The organism is Muriicola sp. Z0-33 (genome assembly GCF_026126425.1).
Classification (GTDB): Bacteria; Bacteroidota; Bacteroidia; order Flavobacteriales; family Flavobacteriaceae; genus JAFMPW01.
The window spans coordinates 194,071-217,040 of record NZ_JAFMPW010000007.1 but is presented as its reverse complement, the minus strand read 5'-3'; the positions used below and the strand labels follow the sequence as shown (position 1 = coordinate 217,040).

At 36.3% G+C, this 22,970-nt stretch carries 22 protein-coding genes and 1 pseudogene; 11 read left to right on the top strand and 12 right to left on the bottom strand.

Translation table 11 applies throughout. From position 1 onward, the window contains the following. Positions 1–109: 109 nt before the first annotated feature. From J1G40_RS11810 to J1G40_RS11785, 6 genes and pseudogenes are all read left to right on the top strand, one after another. Positions 110–448 (top strand): annotated as a pseudogene (locus tag J1G40_RS11810) (restriction endonuclease subunit S); the annotation flags it as partial. Positions 449–458: 10 nt separating this feature from the next. Further along, entirely contained in the window at positions 459–668 is a 210-nt protein-coding gene (locus J1G40_RS11805) for a KTSC domain-containing protein (protein WP_265242847.1), read from the top strand. 3 nt (positions 669–671) lie between these two features. Continuing rightward, the gene (locus J1G40_RS11800) at positions 672–2,576 is read left to right on the top strand and encodes an AAA family ATPase (protein WP_265242845.1); all 1,905 of its coding nucleotides are present in this window, start codon (positions 672–674) and stop codon (positions 2,574–2,576) included. Further along, positions 2,576–3,607 carry a hypothetical protein gene (locus J1G40_RS11795; RefSeq protein WP_265242844.1) on the top strand — a complete coding sequence of 344 codons (1,032 nt, stop codon included), beginning with the start codon at positions 2,576–2,578 and terminating at the stop codon, positions 3,605–3,607. The genes J1G40_RS11800 and J1G40_RS11795 overlap by 1 nt, the downstream gene beginning before the upstream one ends. A 2-nt stretch (positions 3,608–3,609) precedes the next feature. Beyond that, the gene (locus J1G40_RS11790) at positions 3,610–4,185 is read left to right on the top strand and encodes a hypothetical protein (protein WP_265242843.1); all 576 of its coding nucleotides are present in this window, start codon (positions 3,610–3,612) and stop codon (positions 4,183–4,185) included. Further along, positions 4,186–7,323: a type I restriction endonuclease subunit R gene (locus J1G40_RS11785; RefSeq protein ID WP_265242842.1), complete on the top strand. Its 3,138-nt coding sequence runs from the start codon at positions 4,186–4,188 to the stop codon at positions 7,321–7,323. Positions 7,324–7,464: 141 nt separating this feature from the next. Here the strand turns inward: J1G40_RS11785 and J1G40_RS11780 are convergent, their stop codons facing one another. The 4 genes from J1G40_RS11780 to J1G40_RS11765 are packed head-to-tail and all read right to left on the bottom strand — an operon-like array spanning position 7,465 to position 10,440. Then, on the bottom strand, positions 7,465–8,376 hold the full coding sequence (locus J1G40_RS11780; protein ID WP_265242841.1) for a hypothetical protein: 912 nt from the start codon (positions 8,374–8,376) through the stop codon (positions 7,465–7,467). 1 nt (position 8,377) lies between these two features. Continuing rightward, on the bottom strand, positions 8,378–9,643 hold the full coding sequence (locus tag J1G40_RS11775) for an ABC transporter permease (RefSeq protein ID WP_265242840.1): 1,266 nt from the start codon (positions 9,641–9,643) through the stop codon (positions 8,378–8,380). Between the two features lie 2 nt (positions 9,644–9,645). Further along, positions 9,646–10,053, bottom strand: a complete 408-nt coding sequence (locus tag J1G40_RS11770) for a hypothetical protein (RefSeq protein ID WP_321160197.1) — start codon at positions 10,051–10,053, stop codon at positions 9,646–9,648. A gap of 12 nt (positions 10,054–10,065) precedes the next feature. Beyond that, complete coding sequence (locus tag J1G40_RS11765; protein WP_265242839.1) at positions 10,066–10,440, bottom strand: DUF6804 family protein; 375 nt, start codon at positions 10,438–10,440, stop codon at positions 10,066–10,068. A gap of 105 nt (positions 10,441–10,545) precedes the next feature. Here J1G40_RS11765 and J1G40_RS11760 point away from each other — a divergent pair, with 105 nt between their 5' ends. Next, on the top strand, positions 10,546–11,358 hold the full coding sequence (locus J1G40_RS11760) for an endonuclease/exonuclease/phosphatase family protein (protein ID WP_265242838.1): 813 nt from the start codon (positions 10,546–10,548) through the stop codon (positions 11,356–11,358). A gap of 9 nt (positions 11,359–11,367) precedes the next feature. Here J1G40_RS11760 and J1G40_RS11755 read toward each other — a convergent pair whose 3' ends face one another. The 6 genes from J1G40_RS11755 to J1G40_RS11730 all read right to left on the bottom strand — a co-directional run bounded on the left by J1G40_RS11755 (position 11,368) and on the right by J1G40_RS11730 (position 15,166). Beyond that, positions 11,368–12,090: a hypothetical protein gene (locus J1G40_RS11755; protein WP_265242837.1), complete on the bottom strand. Its 723-nt coding sequence runs from the start codon at positions 12,088–12,090 to the stop codon at positions 11,368–11,370. Positions 12,091–12,165: 75 nt separating this feature from the next. Further along, the gene (locus J1G40_RS11750) at positions 12,166–12,315 is read right to left on the bottom strand and encodes a hypothetical protein (RefSeq protein WP_265242836.1); all 150 of its coding nucleotides are present in this window, start codon (positions 12,313–12,315) and stop codon (positions 12,166–12,168) included. Positions 12,316–12,409: 94 nt separating this feature from the next. After that, positions 12,410–12,547, bottom strand: coding sequence for a hypothetical protein (locus J1G40_RS11745; RefSeq protein ID WP_265242835.1), 138 nt, complete (start codon positions 12,545–12,547; stop codon positions 12,410–12,412). Positions 12,548–12,636: 89 nt separating this feature from the next. Beyond that, entirely contained in the window at positions 12,637–13,302 is a 666-nt protein-coding gene (locus tag J1G40_RS11740; protein ID WP_265242834.1) for a response regulator, read from the bottom strand. A gap of 3 nt (positions 13,303–13,305) precedes the next feature. After that, positions 13,306–14,970: a tetratricopeptide repeat-containing sensor histidine kinase gene (locus J1G40_RS11735; protein ID WP_265242833.1), complete on the bottom strand. Its 1,665-nt coding sequence runs from the start codon at positions 14,968–14,970 to the stop codon at positions 13,306–13,308. Positions 14,971–15,001: 31 nt separating this feature from the next. Next, the gene (locus J1G40_RS11730) at positions 15,002–15,166 is read right to left on the bottom strand and encodes a hypothetical protein (protein WP_265242832.1); all 165 of its coding nucleotides are present in this window, start codon (positions 15,164–15,166) and stop codon (positions 15,002–15,004) included. 367 nt (positions 15,167–15,533) lie between these two features. On the opposite strand from J1G40_RS11730, the gene J1G40_RS11725 reads away from it, so the two are divergent. Further along, positions 15,534–16,214 (top strand): hypothetical protein, encoded by a 681-nt coding sequence (locus J1G40_RS11725; protein WP_265242831.1) that lies wholly within the window; start codon positions 15,534–15,536, stop codon positions 16,212–16,214. Positions 16,215–16,454: 240 nt separating this feature from the next. Here the strand turns inward: J1G40_RS11725 and J1G40_RS11720 are convergent, their stop codons facing one another. Beyond that, complete coding sequence (locus tag J1G40_RS11720; protein WP_265242830.1) at positions 16,455–17,330, bottom strand: hypothetical protein; 876 nt, start codon at positions 17,328–17,330, stop codon at positions 16,455–16,457. A 190-nt stretch (positions 17,331–17,520) separates the two neighbouring features. After that, positions 17,521–17,961: a hypothetical protein gene (locus tag J1G40_RS11715; RefSeq protein ID WP_265242829.1), complete on the bottom strand. Its 441-nt coding sequence runs from the start codon at positions 17,959–17,961 to the stop codon at positions 17,521–17,523. A 248-nt stretch (positions 17,962–18,209) separates the two neighbouring features. Between J1G40_RS11715 and J1G40_RS11710 the strand changes: the two genes are divergently transcribed. The 3 genes from J1G40_RS11710 (at position 18,210) to J1G40_RS11700 (ending at position 22,761) form a co-directional block, all read left to right on the top strand. Beyond that, entirely contained in the window at positions 18,210–19,307 is a 1,098-nt protein-coding gene (locus J1G40_RS11710) for an NAD-dependent epimerase/dehydratase family protein (protein WP_265242828.1), read from the top strand. A 195-nt stretch (positions 19,308–19,502) separates the two neighbouring features. Next, complete coding sequence (locus J1G40_RS11705; protein ID WP_265242827.1) at positions 19,503–22,133, top strand: PAS domain S-box protein; 2,631 nt, start codon at positions 19,503–19,505, stop codon at positions 22,131–22,133. Further along, positions 22,111–22,761: a response regulator transcription factor gene (locus J1G40_RS11700; RefSeq protein WP_265242826.1), complete on the top strand. Its 651-nt coding sequence runs from the start codon at positions 22,111–22,113 to the stop codon at positions 22,759–22,761. Before J1G40_RS11705 ends, J1G40_RS11700 begins: the two co-directional genes overlap by 23 nt. The last annotated feature ends 209 nt before the right edge of the window (positions 22,762–22,970 follow it).

Here is a 22,970-nt window from a genome sequence, read left to right as displayed (position 1 = left end):
AGGCATTTGTCTTGCTTTTAAAGGTTATTAAAAATATTAAATCTATATCTTAGATTTAACCCTTTAAAAGTTCACTTTTTGCTGACACTATACAACAAAAGGACAAGTTGGTTATTTAAAAAAGAAGTCTTCAACTAATCAAGCATGTTGTGCAATGATTTGTGAAAATGAAATTAAAAGTGCATACCTATACTATTATTTTAGAGTTAATAGAGATGAAATTGTAAGTCATGCTATTGGCGGAGCACAACCCAATCTCTCTAAACAGTTAATTGAAAAATTAATGATAATTGAACCTGTATTTGAAATTATGCAAAAACATCCATTTGTTCAAATTTTAAAGAAAAGAGAGAGCCTTACAAGACAAAATTCAACTTTAGAAAAGTTAAAGGAATTACTTCTCTCAAAAATGACCAAGGTTGTGGTTGAGGAAGAATTAATAAACTAAAAATATAATTATGGAAAGAACGCCAGTTAGCTCGTCAAATTTAGTATCAGTAGGGTACAACCCAGAAACGAATACCTTGGAAGTTGAATTTAAAGGAGGTACAGTTTATCAATATTTTGATGTGCCTTTAGCTATTTATGAAGAATTAATTAATGCAGGTTCCTTAGGAGTTTATTTTGCTGCAAATATTAGAGAGAACTATGATTTTGAAAAACTTTAATAGATGTATTTAGAAGAAATTATCATTTTTAATTACAGGAGTTGTAAGACCATAAACTTGGTGCTGTCAGAAGATAACCCAAATATTTATATTGGCTTGAATGATAGTGGTAAGTCTACTATTTTACAGGCATTTGATTTATTGCTAAATGCAAAGTCTAAATATAATTCATTAGGTGAAGGTAATTATAAAAGCGACTTGTCAAATACTTCAGAAGAGACAACCAAACTTAATGAGTTGCTTGCCAAAAAAGGGTTGCCAAATTTTGAAGATGATGGTGCTTCAACATATATAATAGGAAAGTTTGTATATGACGAAGATGAAGGTAAAGAATATACAGAAATGAATTTGTCAACACCATTAAAATGGTCCATAGAAAGCAATGACGAACGAGTAGTATGGCTGGCTAAAAAATTTAAGGGAGGGATGTCTAAGACTTTTGCGTTAATGAACGATTCAGAGGATTCTGCCGAATTATGGAATTTGGCCGTAAAAGCACTTGATAGCAAAATAAAGGAGCATGAAGTTACTTCTGATGAAATAGAAAATGAAAATGGTAAGGGCAGATTTTCAAATCTTGAAAAGGTTAGGGCTATTTACACTAAAACAGATTCTAAACTTCAATGGTCAGTGTATAAGTTAGCAAAAAGCGATAGTGATATTTTTCCTTCATTTAGCTTATTTGATTGGAATACTAGTTTGGATGAAATTATTGCAACTGCAAATGCAATAATGAAGGAAGAAATAGATGTTCATTTAAAACCTATTAAAGCCGAAGCGGTAGAGTCTGCAAAAAAGGCAGAAGAAGCCATTAACAAGAAGTTTGGCGAAATTAGCGATATAATTAGGGAGGTTGCTAAAGATGTTGAAGGCATAAATTCAAAAGTTTATTTTGATGTAAAGGAGAAAATATCTGATGTAATGGTTACAAAAACTTATAGTGATGGTCCAATACATCTAGAAAATCAAGGAGAAGGATTAAAAAGACAAATTTGGTTTTCATTAATAAAAGCAAAAGCAGATACCGATAAGGAAAGTATTAATAAGTTTATTTGGGCGTTTGATGAACCAGAAACACATCTTTATCCTAAAGCTCAACGAGAATTTTTTGACATACTAAATAAAGTTTCAGAAGGAAATGTTCAAACTATAATAAGCACACATTCTACAATTTTTATAGATAAATCGAATCTTGATAAAATTAATAGTGTAATTCAAGAGGATGATGGTTATTCAGTTATTAATGGATGTGATGATGTTGAAGCAATTTATTCTTCGCTAAACGTAAAGAATAGCGACTTCCTTTTTCATGATAAATTTTTAATCGTAGAGGGTGACACTGAACAGTACTTGGTTCCAAAACTTTATGAATTATATTCTGGTAGCACATTAATTAAGGACAATATCCAATTAATAAACATTCAAGGAAAAGATAAATGGCTAATAAATAAAGCTTTGTTGGATAAAGTAATGGATGGTTTTAAAAAATCAGATGAGCAAGTAGTCTACCTATTTGATAATGATATGAGCTTTGTAATTGGTGCAGCCGCTATTAAAGACAATATGTTTTTTATTGGTATTCAAGACATAGAGGATTCAATTGAAAATGAAGTTTGGCTTGATATTCTCAAGGATTATTATAATGGTGTGTTTGAGTTTAATATTGAAGAAATTAATGGATGGAAAGCGGAGATTCCAAATGTGAAATGTAATAATAATCAGAAGTTTTATTCCATTTTAAAAAGAGGTGTTTATGATAAATGTCTAGTTGATGATGTAGATTATGATACTTTGATTAGGCTACCGTCAAAAGGAATTGATTCATCTGAATTATTGCTAAAGCATATCAATCATATTGATAAAATTCCAAAAAGGATTATAGACGCATTTGATAAATTAAGAGAATAATGACAAATCTAAAACTCAATCAAAAACTGAAACGTGTAGAAGTTCAAAAGTTTGAGCTAGACAACGAAATAGTCTTTAACTATTTTGATAAGCTGCCAACTAATGAGCGTGATAATAAGTTTATACGTGCTTTATATATTGGTGTTTTGGCACTTATGGAAGATAGACTGTCGGCTTTTCTATCCAAAACATCCAATGAGTTGGGTACAGAGCTAGAAAGCCTCAAGATGATTTTTGATATGAAGCAAGAGCTCTTTTATAAATCCACTATAAAAGGCACGCTTGCAGAAGATGAAGTGGCAGAAGCTCTTAATGACTTCTTTGGTTCTAAAAACATGAAGGATGTAGCATTGCTAACAGGTAATGCTGCTGGCGAATTAGCTAAAAACAAAACAGGTGATATAATATGCAATGTCAATGGTGACAGTGATTTAAAAATTGCCATAGAGTGTAAGTTTGATAAAAGTATTAGACTTGGTGAGATAGAAACCAAGGATATTTTTATAAGAAAAACAGATACTGCTTGGAGTCAACTTATAGAAGCTAATGCCAACCGTAATTCAAAGGCGAGTCTAATTGTATTTGATATTTCTTTGGTAGATAATGCTATTTTAAAATTTACAGAAAATGTAGGTTATATTCCAGAGGTTGGGTTCATTGCTATAATAGATTCACAAAAAGGGAACTACAATAATCTATTTATTGCTTATATGCTTGCTAGGGATATTGCATTAAATGCTAAAACATTAGATTTAGATAAAGATTTGTTAGCCATACTAGTTACACGAATCATTAAGGATATATCAGAAGTTAAAGCAATAAAGACCTTAGTAGAAAAAAATATTGACGCGAATAAAGAAATTTTAAAGCATCTAGAGAAATCCATGTTACTAATGGAGTTCAACCAACAGTATTTAACCAAGTTTTTGGAGACAGGCACTTTAACCAAAAAAGACTTACTCGATTTTTATATGGGTGAAGAAATTAAAGACCAGTTTAAGTTGATTGAGAAGGATATTCAAGAACTGTAGATATGACAACTAGAGAGTATCAAAACATAATCGTACCATTACTTCAAAATAAACTACCAGAATTGGAAGTAGTTCCTGAATGGACTGCATTCCGTGGTTACAGTAACCAGTACTCACCAAGAGTAGATATTGCGGTTGGCCCATTTTCTACAATAGCTGGAAATAATCAAATGAATGTCTATAATAGACTTATTAGAAAACTTCATATTCGTAATTTTCTTAAATCAATTTATGATCTACACATTTTAAATATAGGCGAAGAAATTAATAATGAAATAAAAATATTACCTTTTAATAGGGTTCTATCTAAAAACCAAAATGCCAGATGTTTTCTTTCGATAGAAGTAGAAAATAAAAACTCTAAAAAACATTTTATAGGAAGTCTTATTAATGCTGCCTCATTGGGAAGAATAGGTATTGGTGTTGCATATAATGATACTGCTTTAAGAACCTTTATTCGAATAATGAATTATTTAGGTTTTTTGAAGAGGGTTGAGAAAAACACCTATGATACGGGTAACTTTTTATTAGTTACAAAAGATCAATTCTCAAATTTGTTAGGACACAATTTAGACTAAATGAAATTCACCGAAGCACAATTAGAACAAGCTTTTATTGATCTTTTAGCAGAGCAAGAGATTCCGCATGTCATAGGCAATACTATTACCCGAGAACTAGATGAAGTTTTAATTCTTGACGATTTAAAGGTTTTTTTACTCGATCATTATAACAAAGAAAAGCTAACCGAAACAGAAGTACATCAAATAATAAGAGAGTTACAAGTTTTGCCTGCTTCAGATTTATATGAAAGCAATAAAACGTTTATGACAAAGCTGTCTAACGGCTTTAAATTTAAGCGTGAAGACCGCAGTCAAAAAGACATTTGGATATACCTTATAGACTTCAGTAAAAAGAATAACAATACCTATAAAATTGTTAACCAGTTAGAAATCGTAGGATCTAACAAACGAATCCCTGATGGAATTTTTTACATCAACGGTTTACCAGTTGTTGTCTTAGAGTTTAAAACGGCCATTAAAGAAAATACTACCATTCACGATGCTTTTGTACAATTAACCGTGCGATACAAAAGAGATATACCAGAGCTGTTTAAATACAATGCTTTTTGTGTGATTAGTGATGGTGTCAACAATAAAGCCGGTTCTTTTTTTGCACCTTATGAGTTCTTTTATGCTTGGCGTAAAATTGAAGGTTCTAAAAAAGAAGTGGATGGTATTGATTCTATGTTTACTTTAATACAAGGTATGTTTCATCAAGACAGGTTAAGAGATATTATCAGAAACTTCATTTATCTACCCGATTCCTCTAAAAAAGATGAAAAGATTTTAGCGCGTTATCCGCAATATTATGCAGCTAATAAGCTCTATAAAAACATCATAAAACACCAAAAACCCCATGGTGATGGTAAAGGTGGCACCTATTTCGGAGCCACAGGCTGCGGTAAGAGTTTTACCATGTTATTCTTAACCCGCTTGTTGATGAAGTCTATTCATTTTTCAAGTCCAACCATTGTTTTAATAACCGATAGAACAGATTTAGATGATCAATTATCGGGTCAGTTTACCAATGCCAAAGGTTATATAGGTGATAATTTTGTAAAGTCCGTAGAAAGTCGAGCCGAGTTAAGAACGTATTTGCAAGACCGTCAAAGTGGTGGTGTGTTTTTAACCACCATACATAAATTTACTGAGGACACACAATTACTAACCGAAAGGACTAATGTGGTTTGTATTTCAGATGAGGCACATCGCAGCCAAATCAATTTAGAGCAGAAAATCAGAGTCACAGAAAAAGGAGTTGTTAAGACCTATGGTTTTGCAAAATACCTTCATGATTCTTTACCCAACGCCACTTTTGTTGGTTTCACCGGCACACCAATTGACGCTACTTTAGATGTATTTGGAGACATAGTGGATGCCTATACCATGACAGAATCTGTAAAGGACGAAATTACAGTTCGTATCGTTTATGAAGGTCGCGCCGCTAAAGTATTGCTAAAAAACAGTGAGCTTCAAAAAATAGAAGAATACTACGCAAAATGTGCAGAAGAAGGTACCAACGACTATCAAATAGAAGAAAGTAAAAAAGCATCTGCCAATATGAACAGTATATTGGGTGATCCTGATATACTTAAAGAAATAGCACGTGATTTTGTAAATCATTATGAAAATAGATTAAATGAAGGTGCCACGGTTAAGGGAAAAGCCATGTTTGTTTGCAGTAGTAGACCAATTGCGTTTGAGTTTTATCAAAATGTAATTGCCTTACGTCCCGAATGGGCAGAAGTTAAAGTAGCAGAAGAGGGAGCAGAATTAACAGATAAGGAGAAGCGCGACATAAAACCAATGGAACGCATTAAAATGATTATGACCCGAGGTAAAGATGATCCTAAAGAAATGTATGATGCCCTAGGCAACAAAGACTACAGGAAAGAACTTGACCGACAATTTAAAAATGAGAAGTCAAACTTTAAAATTGCTATTGTGGTAGATATGTGGCTGACTGGATTTGATGTCCCGTTTTTAGATTCCATTTATATCTACAAACCAATACAGCAACATAATTTAATTCAAACTATATCCAGGGTTAATAGAAAGTTTAAGGGTAAAAATAAAGGTCTTGTTGTCGATTATATTGGTATTAAGAAGCAAATGAATTTAGCTCTGGCACACTACAATAAAGCCGATAGTCAAAACTTTGAAGATATTAATCAGTCTATAGTAGTGGTGAGAGATCATCTCGATTTACTAAACAAGATATTTCATTCGTTTAACGCCTCAAGCTACTTTTCTGGTAAACCACTCGAGCAACTAAATACCTTGAATAATGCAGCTGAATTTGTTCAACAAACGGAAAGTTTAGAAAAGCGTTTTATGTTTCTAGTAAAGCGTATGAAAGCGGCATATGATATATGTTCTGGTAGTGGGGAAATTACCCAAGAAGAAAAAGACTATATCCACTTTTATTTAGCGGTTCGCTCCATCGTTTTTAAGTTGACTAAAGGTAATGCACCTGATACAGCTCAAATGAATGCCAAAGTCAGGGAAATGATAAAAAATGCTTTGGCGAGTGATGGTGTCGAAGAAATTTTTAAACTAGGTGAAGGAGACAGCACTGAGTATGATATTTTTGATGATTCCTATCTCGCAAAACTCGAGAAGATTAAGCTGCCCAACACAAAAATTAAACTCTTACAACAACTATTAGCAAAGGCGATAGAGGAGTTTAAAAAGGTGAATAGAGTAAAAGGTATCGATTTTTCACAAAAGATGAAAGCCTTAGTAGACCGCTACAATGAGCGTAGAGAAGATGATGTGTTGCGAAGTGAAGTATTAGAGGACTTTACGGATGAAATTATCGATTTATATCATGCCATTAAAAAGGAAAAAGGTTCTTTTAAAGACTTGGGTATTGACTTTGAAGAAAAGGCCTTTTACGATATTCTAAAAGAACTCTGTGTTAAATATGATTTCACCTATCCAGAAGATAAATTAGTTGAGCTGGCGAAAAAAGTGAAAGTAGTCGTTGATGATAAGGCCAAATATACAGACTGGAGTAAAAGAAATGATATAAAAGCAGAACTCAAGGTTGATTTGATCATCCTACTTGCTGAAAACGGCTATCCACCAGTAGATAGAGATGAGGTATATCAAGAGATATTTGAGCAAGCAGAGAACTTTAAAAAGTATAATTGAATTTAGATTTAAAATTCGAATATTAGAATTATATCAAATAGGTATAATTGTTCTATAACTGTAAATTTTTATCGCCGGATACTCTAAAAAGCAAAACTAAAGAAGCGATTAAATACAATATTAAACCCTGGACAGTAATAGTTAGTTCTCAATAAAGTTCTTTATCACCTCCCCCACTGCCAGAGGTAAATCTGCTTTTATAATTTTGTGTTTCTTAATTCCCATAGCCGTAAACCAGTCAGACCAATAGGTACGCATAATATCTAGAGCAAACGGGTTATTGGGGTTCTTACTCTCAATGCCCAGCACCAATACTTCCAAATCTTCCAGGCCACTAGCCACAGGTATAAAGCCTATCTCTTTTTCCTTCATTAAAGAATTCCATCCTACAGAATTTAAAGGTAATGCGCTTAAGGATCTTGGAGTAAGGTAGGAGGACTGGTTAGCAACATCAATAACGGCATTCTTATGATACATATAACCGTCTGTCAGGATAATTAAAATATTTCTATGGCAACTGCTCATCGCATAATTCTGAACATCGTCTTTAAAAAAATTATAAATATCAGCCCCAGGATATTCTCCAGATTTTTGGGCCAAATCATAAATCTCAAAGGGAATTTTGGCATACCGCTGCTCTGTTAAACCAAGCTGGGATTTGGGAGAATCTTTGTTGAATTCCTGCTTTAATTTTTGAGCCATGGCATTGATCTCTATGGTCTGCGGCACCGGATTAAAAAAGACCTGTATTCTATCTTGCATCAAGACTAATTTCTTTGTTTTAACATGATCTGTAAAAGCCTTGGCAATTAAACTTAAATAGGCCGTATCTTTTGAAATGATACCAGGATTGGTAATCCTATCAGACAAATCTAGAAAAACACTCAGATTAAGATTATTCTCTTTATTCTTAAGGATGTAGGGTGGGCAACCTGATTTATTGATGCTATGAGTAGCTTTCGCCTCCTCCTGCTTTTCTGAAGGGTCTTGTCTACAATTGGCTAATCCAAATGCCAGAAGCAAGAATAAAACAATAGGAACATATTTTTTCATACTAGAGCGATTTGGTATAGACCTTGTTCTGGTAGGTATCGGTATCCAGGTCTAGCTTTTTTATATGCTTGTCATACACCTCTCTACAAGCATTTAAATACTGCCGGGTTTCTTCATGCCCCATGGCAATTAGGGACGACACGCATTCCATCCAGCCCTGTAAATACTCAGAAGAAAGTGCTTTGTAATTCCTGATGGGTAGAATAAACCCATCAATAATATTTTCTAGTTCACTACAACGCACCTTTACTTCATCTATACCCTTTTCTATAGCATGGATTTCTTCTTTATGCTTTTCCCTTTTCGGTAGTATATTCCTAATTTCCTTTTCTAGGGTAGCGATGTAATTCTGGATTTTATCCCGGTCTGCGTGTTCCTTCATCACCATATCAAAAACCAATCCCCAGATGGCATAGGAAACAAAACCTGCAAATATGATGACCCAAAAACTTGGACTGCTAAATGCAATGCCCACCGAATAAATAGGATCTTCAAAGGTCTTATCCAGGTTGTATAACTTTTCATCAATAAGATAGGCCAATAAGGCATCAAAAATAAAGGTGGTGATAAAAAGCAGTAGCACTTTTAAGACATTAATGGTGCTCTTCTTATGCCAAAACATATGAATTAGGTATCCTAATCCAAAAAATACAAACGGAATAAAAAGAATAAAGCCCAGTTCCAAAGCCCCAGCATCATATGCTTCTTGCAAGGCTTGTGGATAAAACATACCGCTGAATAATTCCGTAGAGGGGTTAAAAGTTCTAAAGAAAGCAGAGAAAGAAGTAGATATATAAAAGATTAAGATGTAGACAGTGAGAAATGCCAATAATAGCAGCCCGATCCAGAATTTAGAAGTGGATCTTCTATCTGCAGAAATACCGTAAGCCCCGGGATCTCTCCGGACTCCGATAATATCACTTCTAAGATTTTCAATTTGGGTTTCAGTAGCTGCCAGACGTTCTTGCTGTCGTTCTAACTCTTCTTTTCTAGTGATGATAAAGGTTTGCTTGCCCTTTAATTCAGTGATATATGGATGCTTTAGTTTGTTTTGTTCCAGTTCTTGCTCCCTACACTTGTTCTCATATCGGTTATAAATGGCTTCCATACTAGCTGCCAAATTCTCTGGCCTACCCTGGCAAGTTTTACTGGTGTTAAATCCGTCTTCATGATAGGTTTTTCTTTCTGCTTCGAAGGCATTCTCATCAGATATAGTTTCCGTATTATTAGAAGGTTTTATCTGAGCTATACTTTTTAAAAGTCCCATAATTACTTATTTAATTCTAACAATATGTCTTCTTTAGTTTTCCCTTCCTTGGCACTTTCTATCAGATAATCTGCCAAGGCCGTTACATTCTCTTCTAGAAATTCAAACTTGCGGCAATACTTTTTTAAGGTGGTATATTCATCTTCTGTAACTTTCTCATCTGCCCATATCATTAAGGCTAAATCATAGAGGTATTCTATTCGCTTCTCAACGGTTTCAGGAATGGAAATCCACCCGGTATGGCTCACCAATATCTTATCTAATTGCTCTTTGGAAATGTTGCGTTCACTTGCAAATTGATACAGTAGTTTCATCTCTAACTGACTAAATTCATCGTCTGTTAAAGCAATTTGGTAAAGACGTAAAAAATGACTTTTAATTTCTTCTGATATAAGAGAGCGCTCCATCATTAGGCAATTTTATTAATACATTTTATCCCTACCGTAAGATGTATTCTTCTTGTTACGGGAATAGGGTACATAAGATTTCTTCTTTTTAGTCTTAAAAGCATAGGAAACAAAAAGTAAGGCACAGATAATATCTACAGGCTGCCAAAGCGCTTTTTGATACAAATAAACTGGGGCAAAGGGGTTAAACAAATAGGCCACCAAAGCAAAACACCACAAGACTAAGAGCACTTTATATTCTTTAATCATAAGAACAATTGCGATGAGGCATATACAAATTCTTAGGAAATCATAATAAATTCCTGGCATGGGCAACGTAGCAAGTAACAGTAAAATGGCACAGCCAAGGGCCATATAACTAAAGACATCATTTTTAAAGACGTATTGCATAATGATGATTTGGTTTGATATCATTCCAAACCTAAAGGAATTTCTGAGGTTTACTTTACGGATTTCCGTAAGTCCAATGCTAAAATTCTACTACTTTCGCAGCCTATGACAAGAAGACTTTTACTCCTTTACTTCTTTCTTTCCTGCGCCATGGCATTGGGGCAGGAAGACCTGAAACTCATCTCCTGGAACATCCGCGACTTTGGTAAAAGCAAAGACACTGTTGAACTAGAACAGATTGCAGAAATAGTTCGTGATGCGGATATTTTGGCATTACAAGAAGTTGTGGCAGGCTACGGAGGAGCGCAGGCTGTTGCCCAACTTGCAGACCTCCTTAACCGGAAAGGCAGTAAATGGGATTACCTGATCAGTAACCCTACCGAAAGTCCAAAATACGCCACAGAGCGCTATGCCTTTCTTTGGAAAACGCATAAGATAAAAATCCGAAACCGAGGGACGCTGCTTAAGAAACTAGAAAAAGTCGTAGATCGGGAACCCTATCTTATGGAGTTTTATGTAGAAGAGCGGCTGATAACACTGCTAAATTTTCACTCCCGCCCTTTTAATAAGAATCCGGAAGCAGAAATCAGAGCAATCACCCAATATGTTTTACAGCATTTAAAAACTCCGTTAATTCTAGCGGGTGATTTTAATGTGGACGAGGCAGACAAGGTGTTTGATGTATTGAAATCAGCCGGGAAATTCCCTGCGATAACCAATAAGAAAACAACATTGAAAAGAATTTGTGAAGGCAACTATTATTTAAATTATGCCATCGATAATATCTTCTATTCGCAGGAAATTAAAAAAAGGGAAAGCGGGGTCATCGACTTTGTTGAAAAATGTGAGAATTTGCTGCAGGCCAGAAAACTCTCAGATCATTTGCCTGTTTATTTAAATTTCAGCTTAAACAAGTGATGCTTTTATCTAATTCTCATCATAAAAGAATTCGTGCAATTCTATTAAACTGCCACGCTTAATTTGAACAAGATCTTGGGTATCCTTAAGAAATATCCCCAGGGACCTTTCATTGTATACAAATTTCATATCATTAGAATAGTCTGTAACCACATACAAATCCCCACTCAGTTTATAAAAGGGGATAGTTAATTTACTTTTCACTTTTACGCCCTTGTTGACAATCTTCCCTTTAGATAAATTATCCTGCACATAGGCGTCTTCTGTCTCTTTAGATGCCACTTTTACATAGGATGTCATCATTTTTGTCCATTCTGGTTTGTCTATTAAAAACCATCTTACTTTTGTAAAATCAATCCCATATTCATTGATCCAACCCTGACTCGTAAATCCTAACAGAACAGACTTTTTCCCGTCCAATTCTGGGTCATCAGCCGGTTCAAATCCTTGTATTTTAAATGTGATTACAGAAGCGGATGACATATCTTTTAACTTCTTACCGTTAAAATCTATGGTCTTAAGTGAAAAACTTGTTATTTCGGGCCTATTGGCCAAGAGCCATTCTGTAGCGGTTAGTTCTGCTCTTTCCTTCATCTGCTCCACAGCTGCAACCCCAACCCCGATGGCTACAAGTGCCCCAACTGCGGCCCCGATTGCCGCATCGTCTTGAGAATTGACTTGTTTTGGCAGCAGTAGGATTACTACGGCGATAATTAAAAAAAATCGCTTCATATTACTATAACATTTGATTTAAATTATTTGGCCTAGTTGGTAATTATCTACCAAACTGTCGCTTTAGATGGATTATCAATTTTTACACCCATTCTTATCACAAGTGATCCTTGATGAGGTATTTAACCAATGACTTGGATGTTCCTTAGTATCAAAACCACATCCTGTAGTTCCTCCTTTATATCCTTTATGAACTTCATTTGTTGGTGTATGCTTAACTGCCATAGTATTTGCTATTTTAAGTTATTGGTATTTTAGAATTAGGTGGTTTCTAAAAAGAACTTTTTCGGGTTCCGTAAGTTTATATTTATCAGGTAGATTACCTTTTCTTTTTGGGAGCTCTTTGTGACAAAGCACTTCCTGCCGCCTTCTTACTGTCTTTCCCAGTTCTCTTATCCTTTAATACCCTTGATGCAGCAGAGCCAGCACTTTTACTTGTTTTTCTTTGTTTTGCCATTGTTTCAATATTTAAATCTTATGAAGTAAAATTAGGAGCAACGAAACAGTATGCCTTACGGAAATCCACAAAGAGTTAAAATAATAATCCTAAATCAGCCCCAAATCTTTAGTAATGGCTACCAAGTGGATGGCATTATTGGCTTTAAATTGAATGCGAAGTCTATTCAAATGTTTTTCTATAGAACTTAAACTGGAAGGGGAGATATCTTTTTGCTTAAAAAGATGGCTTATTTCATCTTGAGATAACCCCTTAGCCAGGTGTTTGATAAGCAAAATATCATAATCATTTATTTCCAATTCAGATTTTCGGCTAAGGGCATTACTAACCTCTGTAGACAAATAAAGCTGATTGGTATAGGTAGATTTAATAGCCTCAGCAAGCGATTTTAGTCCGGTACGGCTTTTACAGACATAAGCGTCTATTTTGTAATTGGCTATCAATGACCTCACTCTTTGTAAGCGATCTTCAACACTGTATACAATGATCTTGAGCTTCGGAAATTCTGCTCTGGCTTGTGCTACCAGCGCTTCTCCAGAAGCAAGCTTTTCATTTCTATGATCCGATTTAAATGAAAGATCTGTGATGAGTAGCTGAAAAGGATCCTTGTCAAAAACTCCTTTTTTTAGTTTTAAATGGGCATCATCACAATATTGAACCTGCTGAATCTCAGGGATCCCTAGCTCTTTGAGTAAGGAATAAACTCCCTTATTTATATCGTCCATGTCTTCAGCTATCAATACTTTTTCATACATACTCTAGGCAATAATTGTCGCTTTAAATCCTTTGTTCAATTGAGATTTAAAAGTAAGTGATCCACTGATTGAAGAAATACGGTTTTCCGCATTTTGCAGGCCATTGTGCTTTTTCAAAGCAGCACCCACACCATTGTCGCTATATTCTATAATTATTTTATTCCCTTTATTCCCAAAACTCAAGGTGGTTACTGTTGCCTTACTATGCTTCTTCATATTCGTCATCAGTTCTTGCAAAACCCGATATATTGCCGTTTTCCGGTGATTTGAAATAGTGTCCCAGTTAATTTCGGAGATATCTCTTGTTAGCACATTAACTTGCTCAGAATTATAACTCAATAACAAATCGCCCAGAAGTTCCACATAATCGTCTTGTACGTCTAGCGCACTAAGTTCTTTAGAAATATCTCTGGTTTTGCTATAGATAATATCCAAATCATCTAACCATTCTTCCTGTGCAGTAGATGCGTTTTGCAGCTTGGTCATCACCTGGTAAACATCATTTGCCACCTCATCATGCACCTTTTTGGAAATACGAGATTCCGTTTTATATATTTCTTCCAACCTCCCCTTTTTGTAACGATACCGGTAAACGAAATAAGAAGCAATTAATAAAAGAATAGCTCCCAAACTGATCACTTGAAATAGCTGTCGCTGCCGCTTCTCTTGTTCTTGTTGAAGCTTCAGGGCGTCTCCCCGTTTGCGCTCTTCTTCCAGGTTGTACTTGCGAAAGGCGTTTTTATTTTCTTCCAATTGCTTCGCCAAATCAAGACTATCTGAAAGCCTGCCCAATTCACGAACATTGGCATGCTCACTCAAGAGCATTGTTCGAGTTAAGGCATCTTTTAAATAGGTAGCACTGTTCAAGCTCTTTGCTACCTCATATGCCTGGTTGGCATATTGCAATGCCATACTGGTTTCATTCCTATCCATGTAATATTCAGATAGGTTACGATAACTGGAGTACAATCCTTCCCTATAATTTATTCGTTCTCGTAAAGACAGCGCCCTGTTTAAAGATTTTAAAGCTTGTGGATCTTCCTGCTTGGCTTGAATATACCCCAGGTTATCTAATACCATGGCCAGCTGAATGCTGTCTGAAGTAACACCTACTAATTTTAAGGCACTTTTATATTGCAATTCCGCATTTTTAAATTGATGCTGATCTTTATATACATTCCCAATATTGTTGAGGATAGTGATGCTATCCCTAGTTAGTTCTACTAATTCAAGGGCTTGGTTAAAGGCGTTAATAGCTTCGCCATAATTCTTAGAAGTTCTATAGGTGTTCCCCAATTGATTGTAGAGGCCTATTGCCGACTGCACCCAGGTATTGCCATGCTTGGAGGTCTTTATGAGTTGAAGCGCTTCTACAATACTGCTTTCGGTTTCAAATAGATCTCCAATTTTATTTTGTGCTATGGCAATCATCCGCAAGTCTCGGATTGCATTAAGGGTATCGTTGTTAGATAAATCTAATTTTTTCTTCTTATTGTAGAAGGAAATGGCATTGGGTAAATCTGTAGGCATTTTGGGGTTTAATATTGCCTGATAGTAATAATGCAGGCTATCCTGATTGGCTTGGGCAAAAGCATATGTAGTACTAAATAAGAGCAATACTAAAAAATGCGCAAGAAAAAAGAGGAATGAAATTTTTATTTTTCCCATTCCTCTAATTTAACAACTAAATCTTAGATGATTAACCGCCTCCGCCGGGTGGAGGTGGTGGGGGTGGTGGAATGTCACCACTATCACCACAGCAGGCTTCTACTTCTATTGCTTCCTCTACATAGCTCTCTGGCGTACAAGACAGGAAAGCCGTATTAAGGAAAACCGTAAATACAATTACATATATTTTTTTCATTTTATTATTGTTTAATTTTGGACATACCTCTGGCTGTCCGAGTTAATACTCAGTGAATTGCGCGATGATTTATCGCTTTAGAAAAATGAGGGACGTCTCCCTCGGTTGAGAAGTAGGGAGGGTAGAAGACCAATCCTCAGATTACTTCTCATGGATCTGATTCTTGATCTAAATACCCTCCGTATTAGCAATCAAAAATGGTTGCCATTTTTCGGCTTTTATTTTTAATGCTGAGACAAATGAAATGAAGAAAAAGGGGAAGGTTAGGAAATATGCTGGAAGCTTTTTGGAAAGGTTTAGGAAGTAAATTTCCAAGACAATTCCACCCCAGAATAGATAGTTTAAATAACTATAAACCAATACTCTAATGCATAAAACATTGATTATTAAAGCTTTTGAAGAAGCTTTAAAAAAACTAAAGGAGAGTGGAAATAATGACCCATCTAAGTTGGCCATTGGTGAAGAATTATCCGCTTATATATGGGAAAATGAGAAATTCCAAATCGGAAGCAGAATGCTTATTAACTATTTCAATAAAGCTGTAGAAATAAATGAAAAGGATAAAGACATTAGCATTAAGCAGTCGAAAGTAATAAATGGCTTAAGTCATTATTTAGGTTATGAAAGTTATTCGCAATTTGCAAAAGGTAAATTTGGTATTAGCAAGCGTATGAAACGGTGGATGATAATTATCGTATTAAGTCTATTGTCACTAATAGCAATTCTATATTTAACAATGGATGGTCAACGCTGGATGGTGTGGCAAGAAGACCGTTATGTGGAAGTGGAATTTGATCAGGAAAAAATGAGACAAGGCCTTTTGAAAATATACAAAGAAGACCGCATTCAACATTTTAGAAAAATAGTCCCGAATTGTAATACTGAGTTCTTTAAAAAAGATGGCAGTGAAAATCTCTGGTATGGGAAAAATGAAGATGGTGAGTTAGAGTATTTTACTGATCTTGCACAACACCCAGAAACAGGTAAATCTTTAGATCCTATGACTAAATATATGATTAGAAAATATGTTTGCGAAAGTTATCGCTGAGACAGAATAATATAAATTTTCTAGTTAGAACTTCATACGGGGAGAACGACATATCAATATTTGCGATTCTGAAGTAGAAAAAAATTTCCCCTATGCATCACTTCTGATATTATCAATCCCAACCAAATAAAACATGAAAAGCCACCCATTTCAATGGCTGGCTTTTCATAGCTCAAAGGAGTGGAAATTGAAGGATTGGCTAACCTGTTATAAATTATATAGAGCTTAGATAATAATTTGCTATAACTCGGCTTTAAAGAAGGTCGCTTGCCCGCCAAGGGAGGGTAAAGGCTTAATAAGCATCACTTCCAGATCATATCGGATTCTTACTTTACAACTACCAAAACCATTAGGGTCGGCCACGGTGACATCTTGCTCTATTAGGCCGGTTTCGGTCTGGAAGCCCAGCGATCTACTGTGCGTTCCTTTATCATCAGCATTGAGAATGCCATCGGTTTCCCTGAAAACAAAAGAATAGTATATATTATCCCCACCTACCTCATATTCGCGGGCAAAATGGCTGCCATCCAGACGGAAGTATTGAGAATCAGAAAAGAAATTATTGGAAGGTTTCCAACCCCATCTGCCGGTTTCTGTCCCATTAACATTCTGGGTTATTTCAAATTCACTTGTGCTGCCCCCAAAATCGCAGGGACCTAGCAATCTTACAGACGCCTGATAAACCGTCATTCTGTACTTTGGGGTAAGGGTAATGGTCTGTGATCGTTGGTCGACGTTACCTGCACCGTCCTCTATCCTCACGGTAACATGCCTTTCAAATTCCCTGCGGTCTTCGGGTTCCTGATAGGCATGGAAAAGCTCATAAGTGCCATCTGGTAAAGGGTTGGGTTCTCCAAAAACAGGCGACAAATCGATATTTATCCCTGGCCTGATCGTTAAGGTATCCGCCTCAAGATCTCCCCAATCCACACTTATTCGGCGGGTGGAATCGTTGGTGACTATCCGAACTTTTGCCACAACGCTATCTGTAGTAATGGCCAGATCCGAGAAGAAATTGTGAAGTTTACGAGGTTTAAGGCGTTCGATGGTTCCAAAAAGACCCGAATCTTTAGGGATAGTTTTCTTTTTCATTGACTTTGTTGCAGTTCTTTCCATAATTCAGAATTTAATTAAAGGTTTATAATACTCGTATTCAATAAACTGAACAGGGGAACGGCATTGCGCCAATAGAACAATTGGCGCCTTGACTTTAAGAATAAGCTATAGTACGAATTTTCCTGTTTTTCTTGTAGGTAAAATATATGGGTTGTTAAATATTATGTGTAAACCGCACTAAAAGAGCTAGTTATCGCTCAAACTCGAAAGTGAAATTATCGCAACAGGGATCTAAAAGTAAAAGCGAATTATTGTTTATTAATCTGAACTGCTGTTCTACCTGATGATCAAATCCCGGTCCCAATGATTCAAATAATGCCAAGGTGGTAAACTGAATTATACTGTCTTTTAATTGAATGACATAAGGCGAAGTATAGACCAGCTGATTGTCAACATATTTATTGAAGACCATATCTTGAGTGAATTCTATTTCCATAGTCTTTCCTGAACTCTCAGGGGTAACAGTAATACCGGCAATACTACCCGAAGAACGCACCCAGTGCCAGTTGCCATTTAAAGTGCCCTGTTCTTGACCTCCGGTGGTGCTTTCTGGTTCCCTATCAGCAGCAGTGCAACCACATATAGCTATGGAAATAATTAATAATAAATAATTCGAAATCGACTTTAACATAATCACATTTCTCTATATTATCTTAGATACAGAACGTTTAAGAACGTTGCTTTGTTACTCATCAATGGTTTAGTAACCAGCAGTTTGCCTAAGTCATTCTTTTACTAAAAGCATGTTAAACTACCCTTTTACCGGCTTAAAAAAATCAATTTTTTAATATCTTCCAATTGTCCGGATAGCAACCAGGCAAGAGACAGCGTTAGTCTTCTGTAGGTCAGAAGTACTGAGAACCTTAAAATTGAAATCTTATGAAAAGAAGAAATTTTACTAAAACGCTTGCCGCGTCGGCTACCCTGATGGGTCTTGCTCCTTATTATTCCTGTAATCAATCCGCTCAACCTCTAAATATTCTAGTTCTTGGTGGTACTGACTTTTTGGGCCCTGCAATTGTCAGGGCAATTCTTAAAAAAGGACATTCGCCAACGCTCTTTAACCGCGGGAAAACAAATCCAACTCTTTTTCCCAACCTGCCTCTGATTAAGGGAGACAGGGACAAAGGTGCGCCTAGCTATTCCACTTTAAAGAATACACAATGGGATGTTGTGATTGATGTTTGGCCGCAGAAATCGGCATTGGTCCAAGAGGCTGCTGCCTCCTTAACAGCGCATACCAAACATTATGTTTTTATATCCAGTGTTGCTGTTTACAAGGATTTCAATGATTCAGGGAGGGCCGAAGATTATCAACTGGTCCATTTACCTGAGGACAAAAGCAAATGGGACTATCCGGAAGAGAAGACCGCTGCGGAGATGCAGGTTATTAAAAATTTTCCCGGGAGGCATACCATTTTAAGACCAGGCCCTATAAAAGGTTGGCGAGACCCGGCTTATGATTTGCTATACTGGTTGATAAAATTAGATCGGGGAGAAAATATCCTATGCCCTGGTGATGGGCAGGACGGACTTCAATTTATTGATGTCAATGATGTGGGTGCTTTTGCAGTACTTGCAGCAGAAAAAAAACTGATCGGAGCCTACAACTGTACCGGACCTACCCCACAAAAACTCAGTTGGCGTTCTTTTTTGGAACGTGCTAAAAACCATCTTAAATCGCCCTCCGAACTGGTCTGGAGTACTCAGGCTAAACTTCAGGAATTAAATGTCTATCCCTGGTCAGATCTTCCGCTATGGGCGCCCACTACAGACGATTACTTTATGGAGATTAGTAATGCCAAGGCAGTGGCGGCAGGTTTTGAATATACCCCAATTGAAAAAACGATCTCGGATTGCCTGGCGTGGTACAATAAACAAGGTGCTCCTGATGTCACTTTTGGGGAGGGCAATGAGCCTGTTGGTATGGAAAGAGCAAGGGAGTTAGAGGTGCTGGAGTCACTTAAAAAGGGATAGGAAGTAATAGACCTCACCCCAGAAATGAGCACATCTTTAAAAATGGCTCGTTCATTAAGTTTTTGTTCCTGCTATTTTTGTACATTTAAGACAATAAGGATACTTGCTATTTTGGGTAGATAAGTTAGTTGTACAACAGAATGTTTCCGGCTTTTTCTTCCCATCCCTCTCTAGGTATCCTGCAAGCCTAGTTTTATGAATTATGAAGCAATAGACAAAATTGAGGCAGACATTTTAGTGATCACATCAGATAATGATCTACAATCTGATGTTTCCCTTTTCCTTAAACCACATGTACGTGCCATTAAATTTTTGGCTGTAACCCAATTCGACCAGAAAAAAATAGCTGAGGATAAGTCGAGCCTTATTCTTCTGGATATAAAGAACAATTTTGACAGCACCTATAGTTTGTGCCAAAAGCTTAAAACACATAAACGCACCAAAGAACTGCCAATAATCCTGATAGGCGATTTTAGCGATGAGAAAATATCTTTGTTCTTTGAAGCAGGTGCCGATGAGCTTATCTCAGCCCCTCTTAAGGAAATAGAGCTGATAGTAAGGGTTAAAGCGCAATTATCTCATTATTTTACCAGAAAGCACAACCAGCAACTGACCCTTACAGAACGGTTTCATACCTCATCAATAAAGGTAATTAAGGAGGGTTTTGTAGTTCATGATAAAAATGACAAAATTGTCTCTGCCAATGAAGCCGCGGCCCAAATACTTGGTTTAACTTATAATCAGCTCCTGGGGAAAGATTCTTTTGACCCCCGTTGGAAAGCGCTTCACGAGGACGGGCGCCCTTTTGCCCCTGAGGACCATCCTTCTATGATCTCACTCAGAACTGCAACTTCTGTGAACGATGTGATTATGAATGTACATACCGGGGAGAACGAACGCAAGTGGATCTCTATTAATTCTCGGCCAATTTTTGATAAAGACGGTAATCAGACCGGGGCGGTGGCCACCTTTCTGGATATTACCGAACGCAAGGAGGCAAACGAAAGACTCAATGAAACACTTCAGCAACTCAACCTATCTATTGATACCGCCAAACTGGGTGTTTGGGTTTTAAATATAGACAGTGGCGATCTGGAATGGAATAACAGACTACTCGAAATTTATGGCATTACCAGAGACGAATTTAACAATGACATTAATGGCTGGCAAAAGCAATTGCACCCTGAGGATGCCGAATATGCGAATGTCCGGCTCGGAGAAGTGTATGAGAATAAATCTGTTTATGATGTAAATTTCAGGATTCAACGCCCAAATGGGGAAATACGCTATATAGATGGCTCTGCTTCTCCAGTCTTTGTGAATAATACCCTGAAAAAAATAATAGGTATCAACCGCGATATTACAGATCAAAAAAGCACATTAATCGAACTTATTAATAGTGAAACCAGATATCGAACCTTATTTGAAAATGCCCGGGATGGATTTTTCTTGGTAAATGACAGTGGTAAAATCATAGATGGAAATTCTGCCATGATCAAATTGTTTGGGTATGATGAAAAATCGGAAATACTTAATTTGTCCGTTTGGGATATTTGTCCCTATCTTCAACCCAATGGCAGAATATCAAAGCAAATGGTGCTTGAGCAAATGAACGGTATTTTAGTTGGTGACTCGCAACTTCTTAACTGGGACCATCAGCGAAAGGACGGAACGACATTTAAGACAGAAGTATCTATAAATGCACTCCAGTACAATGAAAAAAAGTACATCCTGGGAAGTATACGCGATATCACAGACCGCGTTATGGCAGATCTGGCCCTAAAAGAGAGCGAAGAAAAATTTGCAAATGCATTTAACAGCTCACCAATTGCCCAATCTATCTTAAACTTAAGGAAAGGCCATAGATTAAACGTAAATCAGGCTTTCTGTAAATTATTTGGTTACTCCAGGGAACAACTTTTGAATATGAGTTTTAAAGAGAACAACTTGGCCGTTGACAGTAATCATCTTAAAACAGCTATCAAAAAAGCATTGACCACTGGTCAACTAGATGATTTTGCCTTTGACATGTATCATTCTAATGGCAGTATAAGAAACATCATTGTTAGTGCGACTAATACTTTTTTAAATGATGAAGATATATTTATAGTTTCCTATATAGATGTAACAAAAGCCAGGGAGGCAGAAAAGAAGTTAATAAAAGCAGAAAAAGACGTCTTTAATGCTATAATTAGTTCCGAGGAAAAAGAGCGGGCCAGGTATGCAAAAGAGCTACATGATGGTCTGGGACCTATTCTTTCTACTAGTCTTATCTACCTCCAGACCATGTTAGACGAAGAAGACAAGGAAAAACAGACCGGATATATTAAAAGAACCTGTGCCCTTCTGGAAGATGCCACACAAAGTATTCGGGAAATCTCATCTAATCTTAGTCCGGATATCCTGAAAAAATATGGATTGGTACAAGCCGTCAGATCCTTTATCGAGAGATTACAGGAGGTTTCGAACGTTAAATTCAAAATCAATGCCAATTTAACCCAGGAACTTGATGAGTTAATAGATTTTACCCTTTACCGAACACTTACAGAACTTATCAATAACTCTATAAAGCATGCAGATGCAGACCATATTGTGATTTCGTTTGACCAGTCTCCGACAGGCATAATTATAAAATATGTTGATGATGGCTTAGGATTTGATTATGAAAAAGTGAAAAAGGAAAGTAAGGGGTTTGGCCTTATGAACCTTGAAGGTCGTATTCAAAAAATTGGTGGTCATTACAAAATTGTTTCAAGTAAAGGTATAGGAACAAAAGTTGAAATTAATTTACAAACGATCAGCAATGATACGTATAGCTATAATTGAAGATTTACCAATTGTTCTTGAGGGTATTAAACTGATAATTAACAATATCAAGGACTTGAAGATTGTTGCAGAATTCTCTAATGGAAAAGAATTTACAGAACATCTTCCTTCGCTTTCTGCAGATGTTGTCCTCACAGATATTGATATGCCCATAATGGATGGCATCACAGCTACAAAAATTGCCCTGAGTTTAAATCCCAATCTTAAAATTATTGCTTTGTCTATGTACAACGATCGTAAATATTATTATGAGATGGTAACGGCAGGGGCAAAAGGATTTGTTTTGAAGCAGTCGCCGTCAAACGAATTAGAAACGGCCATAAGGGAGGTATATAATGGAGGTAATTACTTCTCAGAAGAACTTTTGAGATCTGTGATCATAGAAATGCAGAGTATAGAGAGTCTGCTTGTTGAAGAGAAAAAAAAGTTACTGAACCTTACTAATCGGGAAAGCGATATGTTAAACCTTATTTGTCAGGGACTCACCAATAAAGAACTGGCCAATGAGTTATTTGTCAGTGTGCGCACCATAGAATCTACAAAGTCGAGATTAATGGAAAAAACCAATACCAGAAATAATGCAGGTTTAATTATCTGGGCCATCAAAAATAAGATCGTAACCGTCTAATTTAAGTTAACACATAAGAGGAACGAATACGGGTTTTTTAAGGATAGCAAAATTCAGCAGATTTATGTTTTCAGTACCGTTATATTCCATGTCAGATATCAAAACTACCTCCTGACAGAAATCACTTATCCCTGATACACAAACATCCAAATCTTTTATATTCCTTATAATCAGGCATTTAAATTGTCTCCAATGTGGAAAACCACATT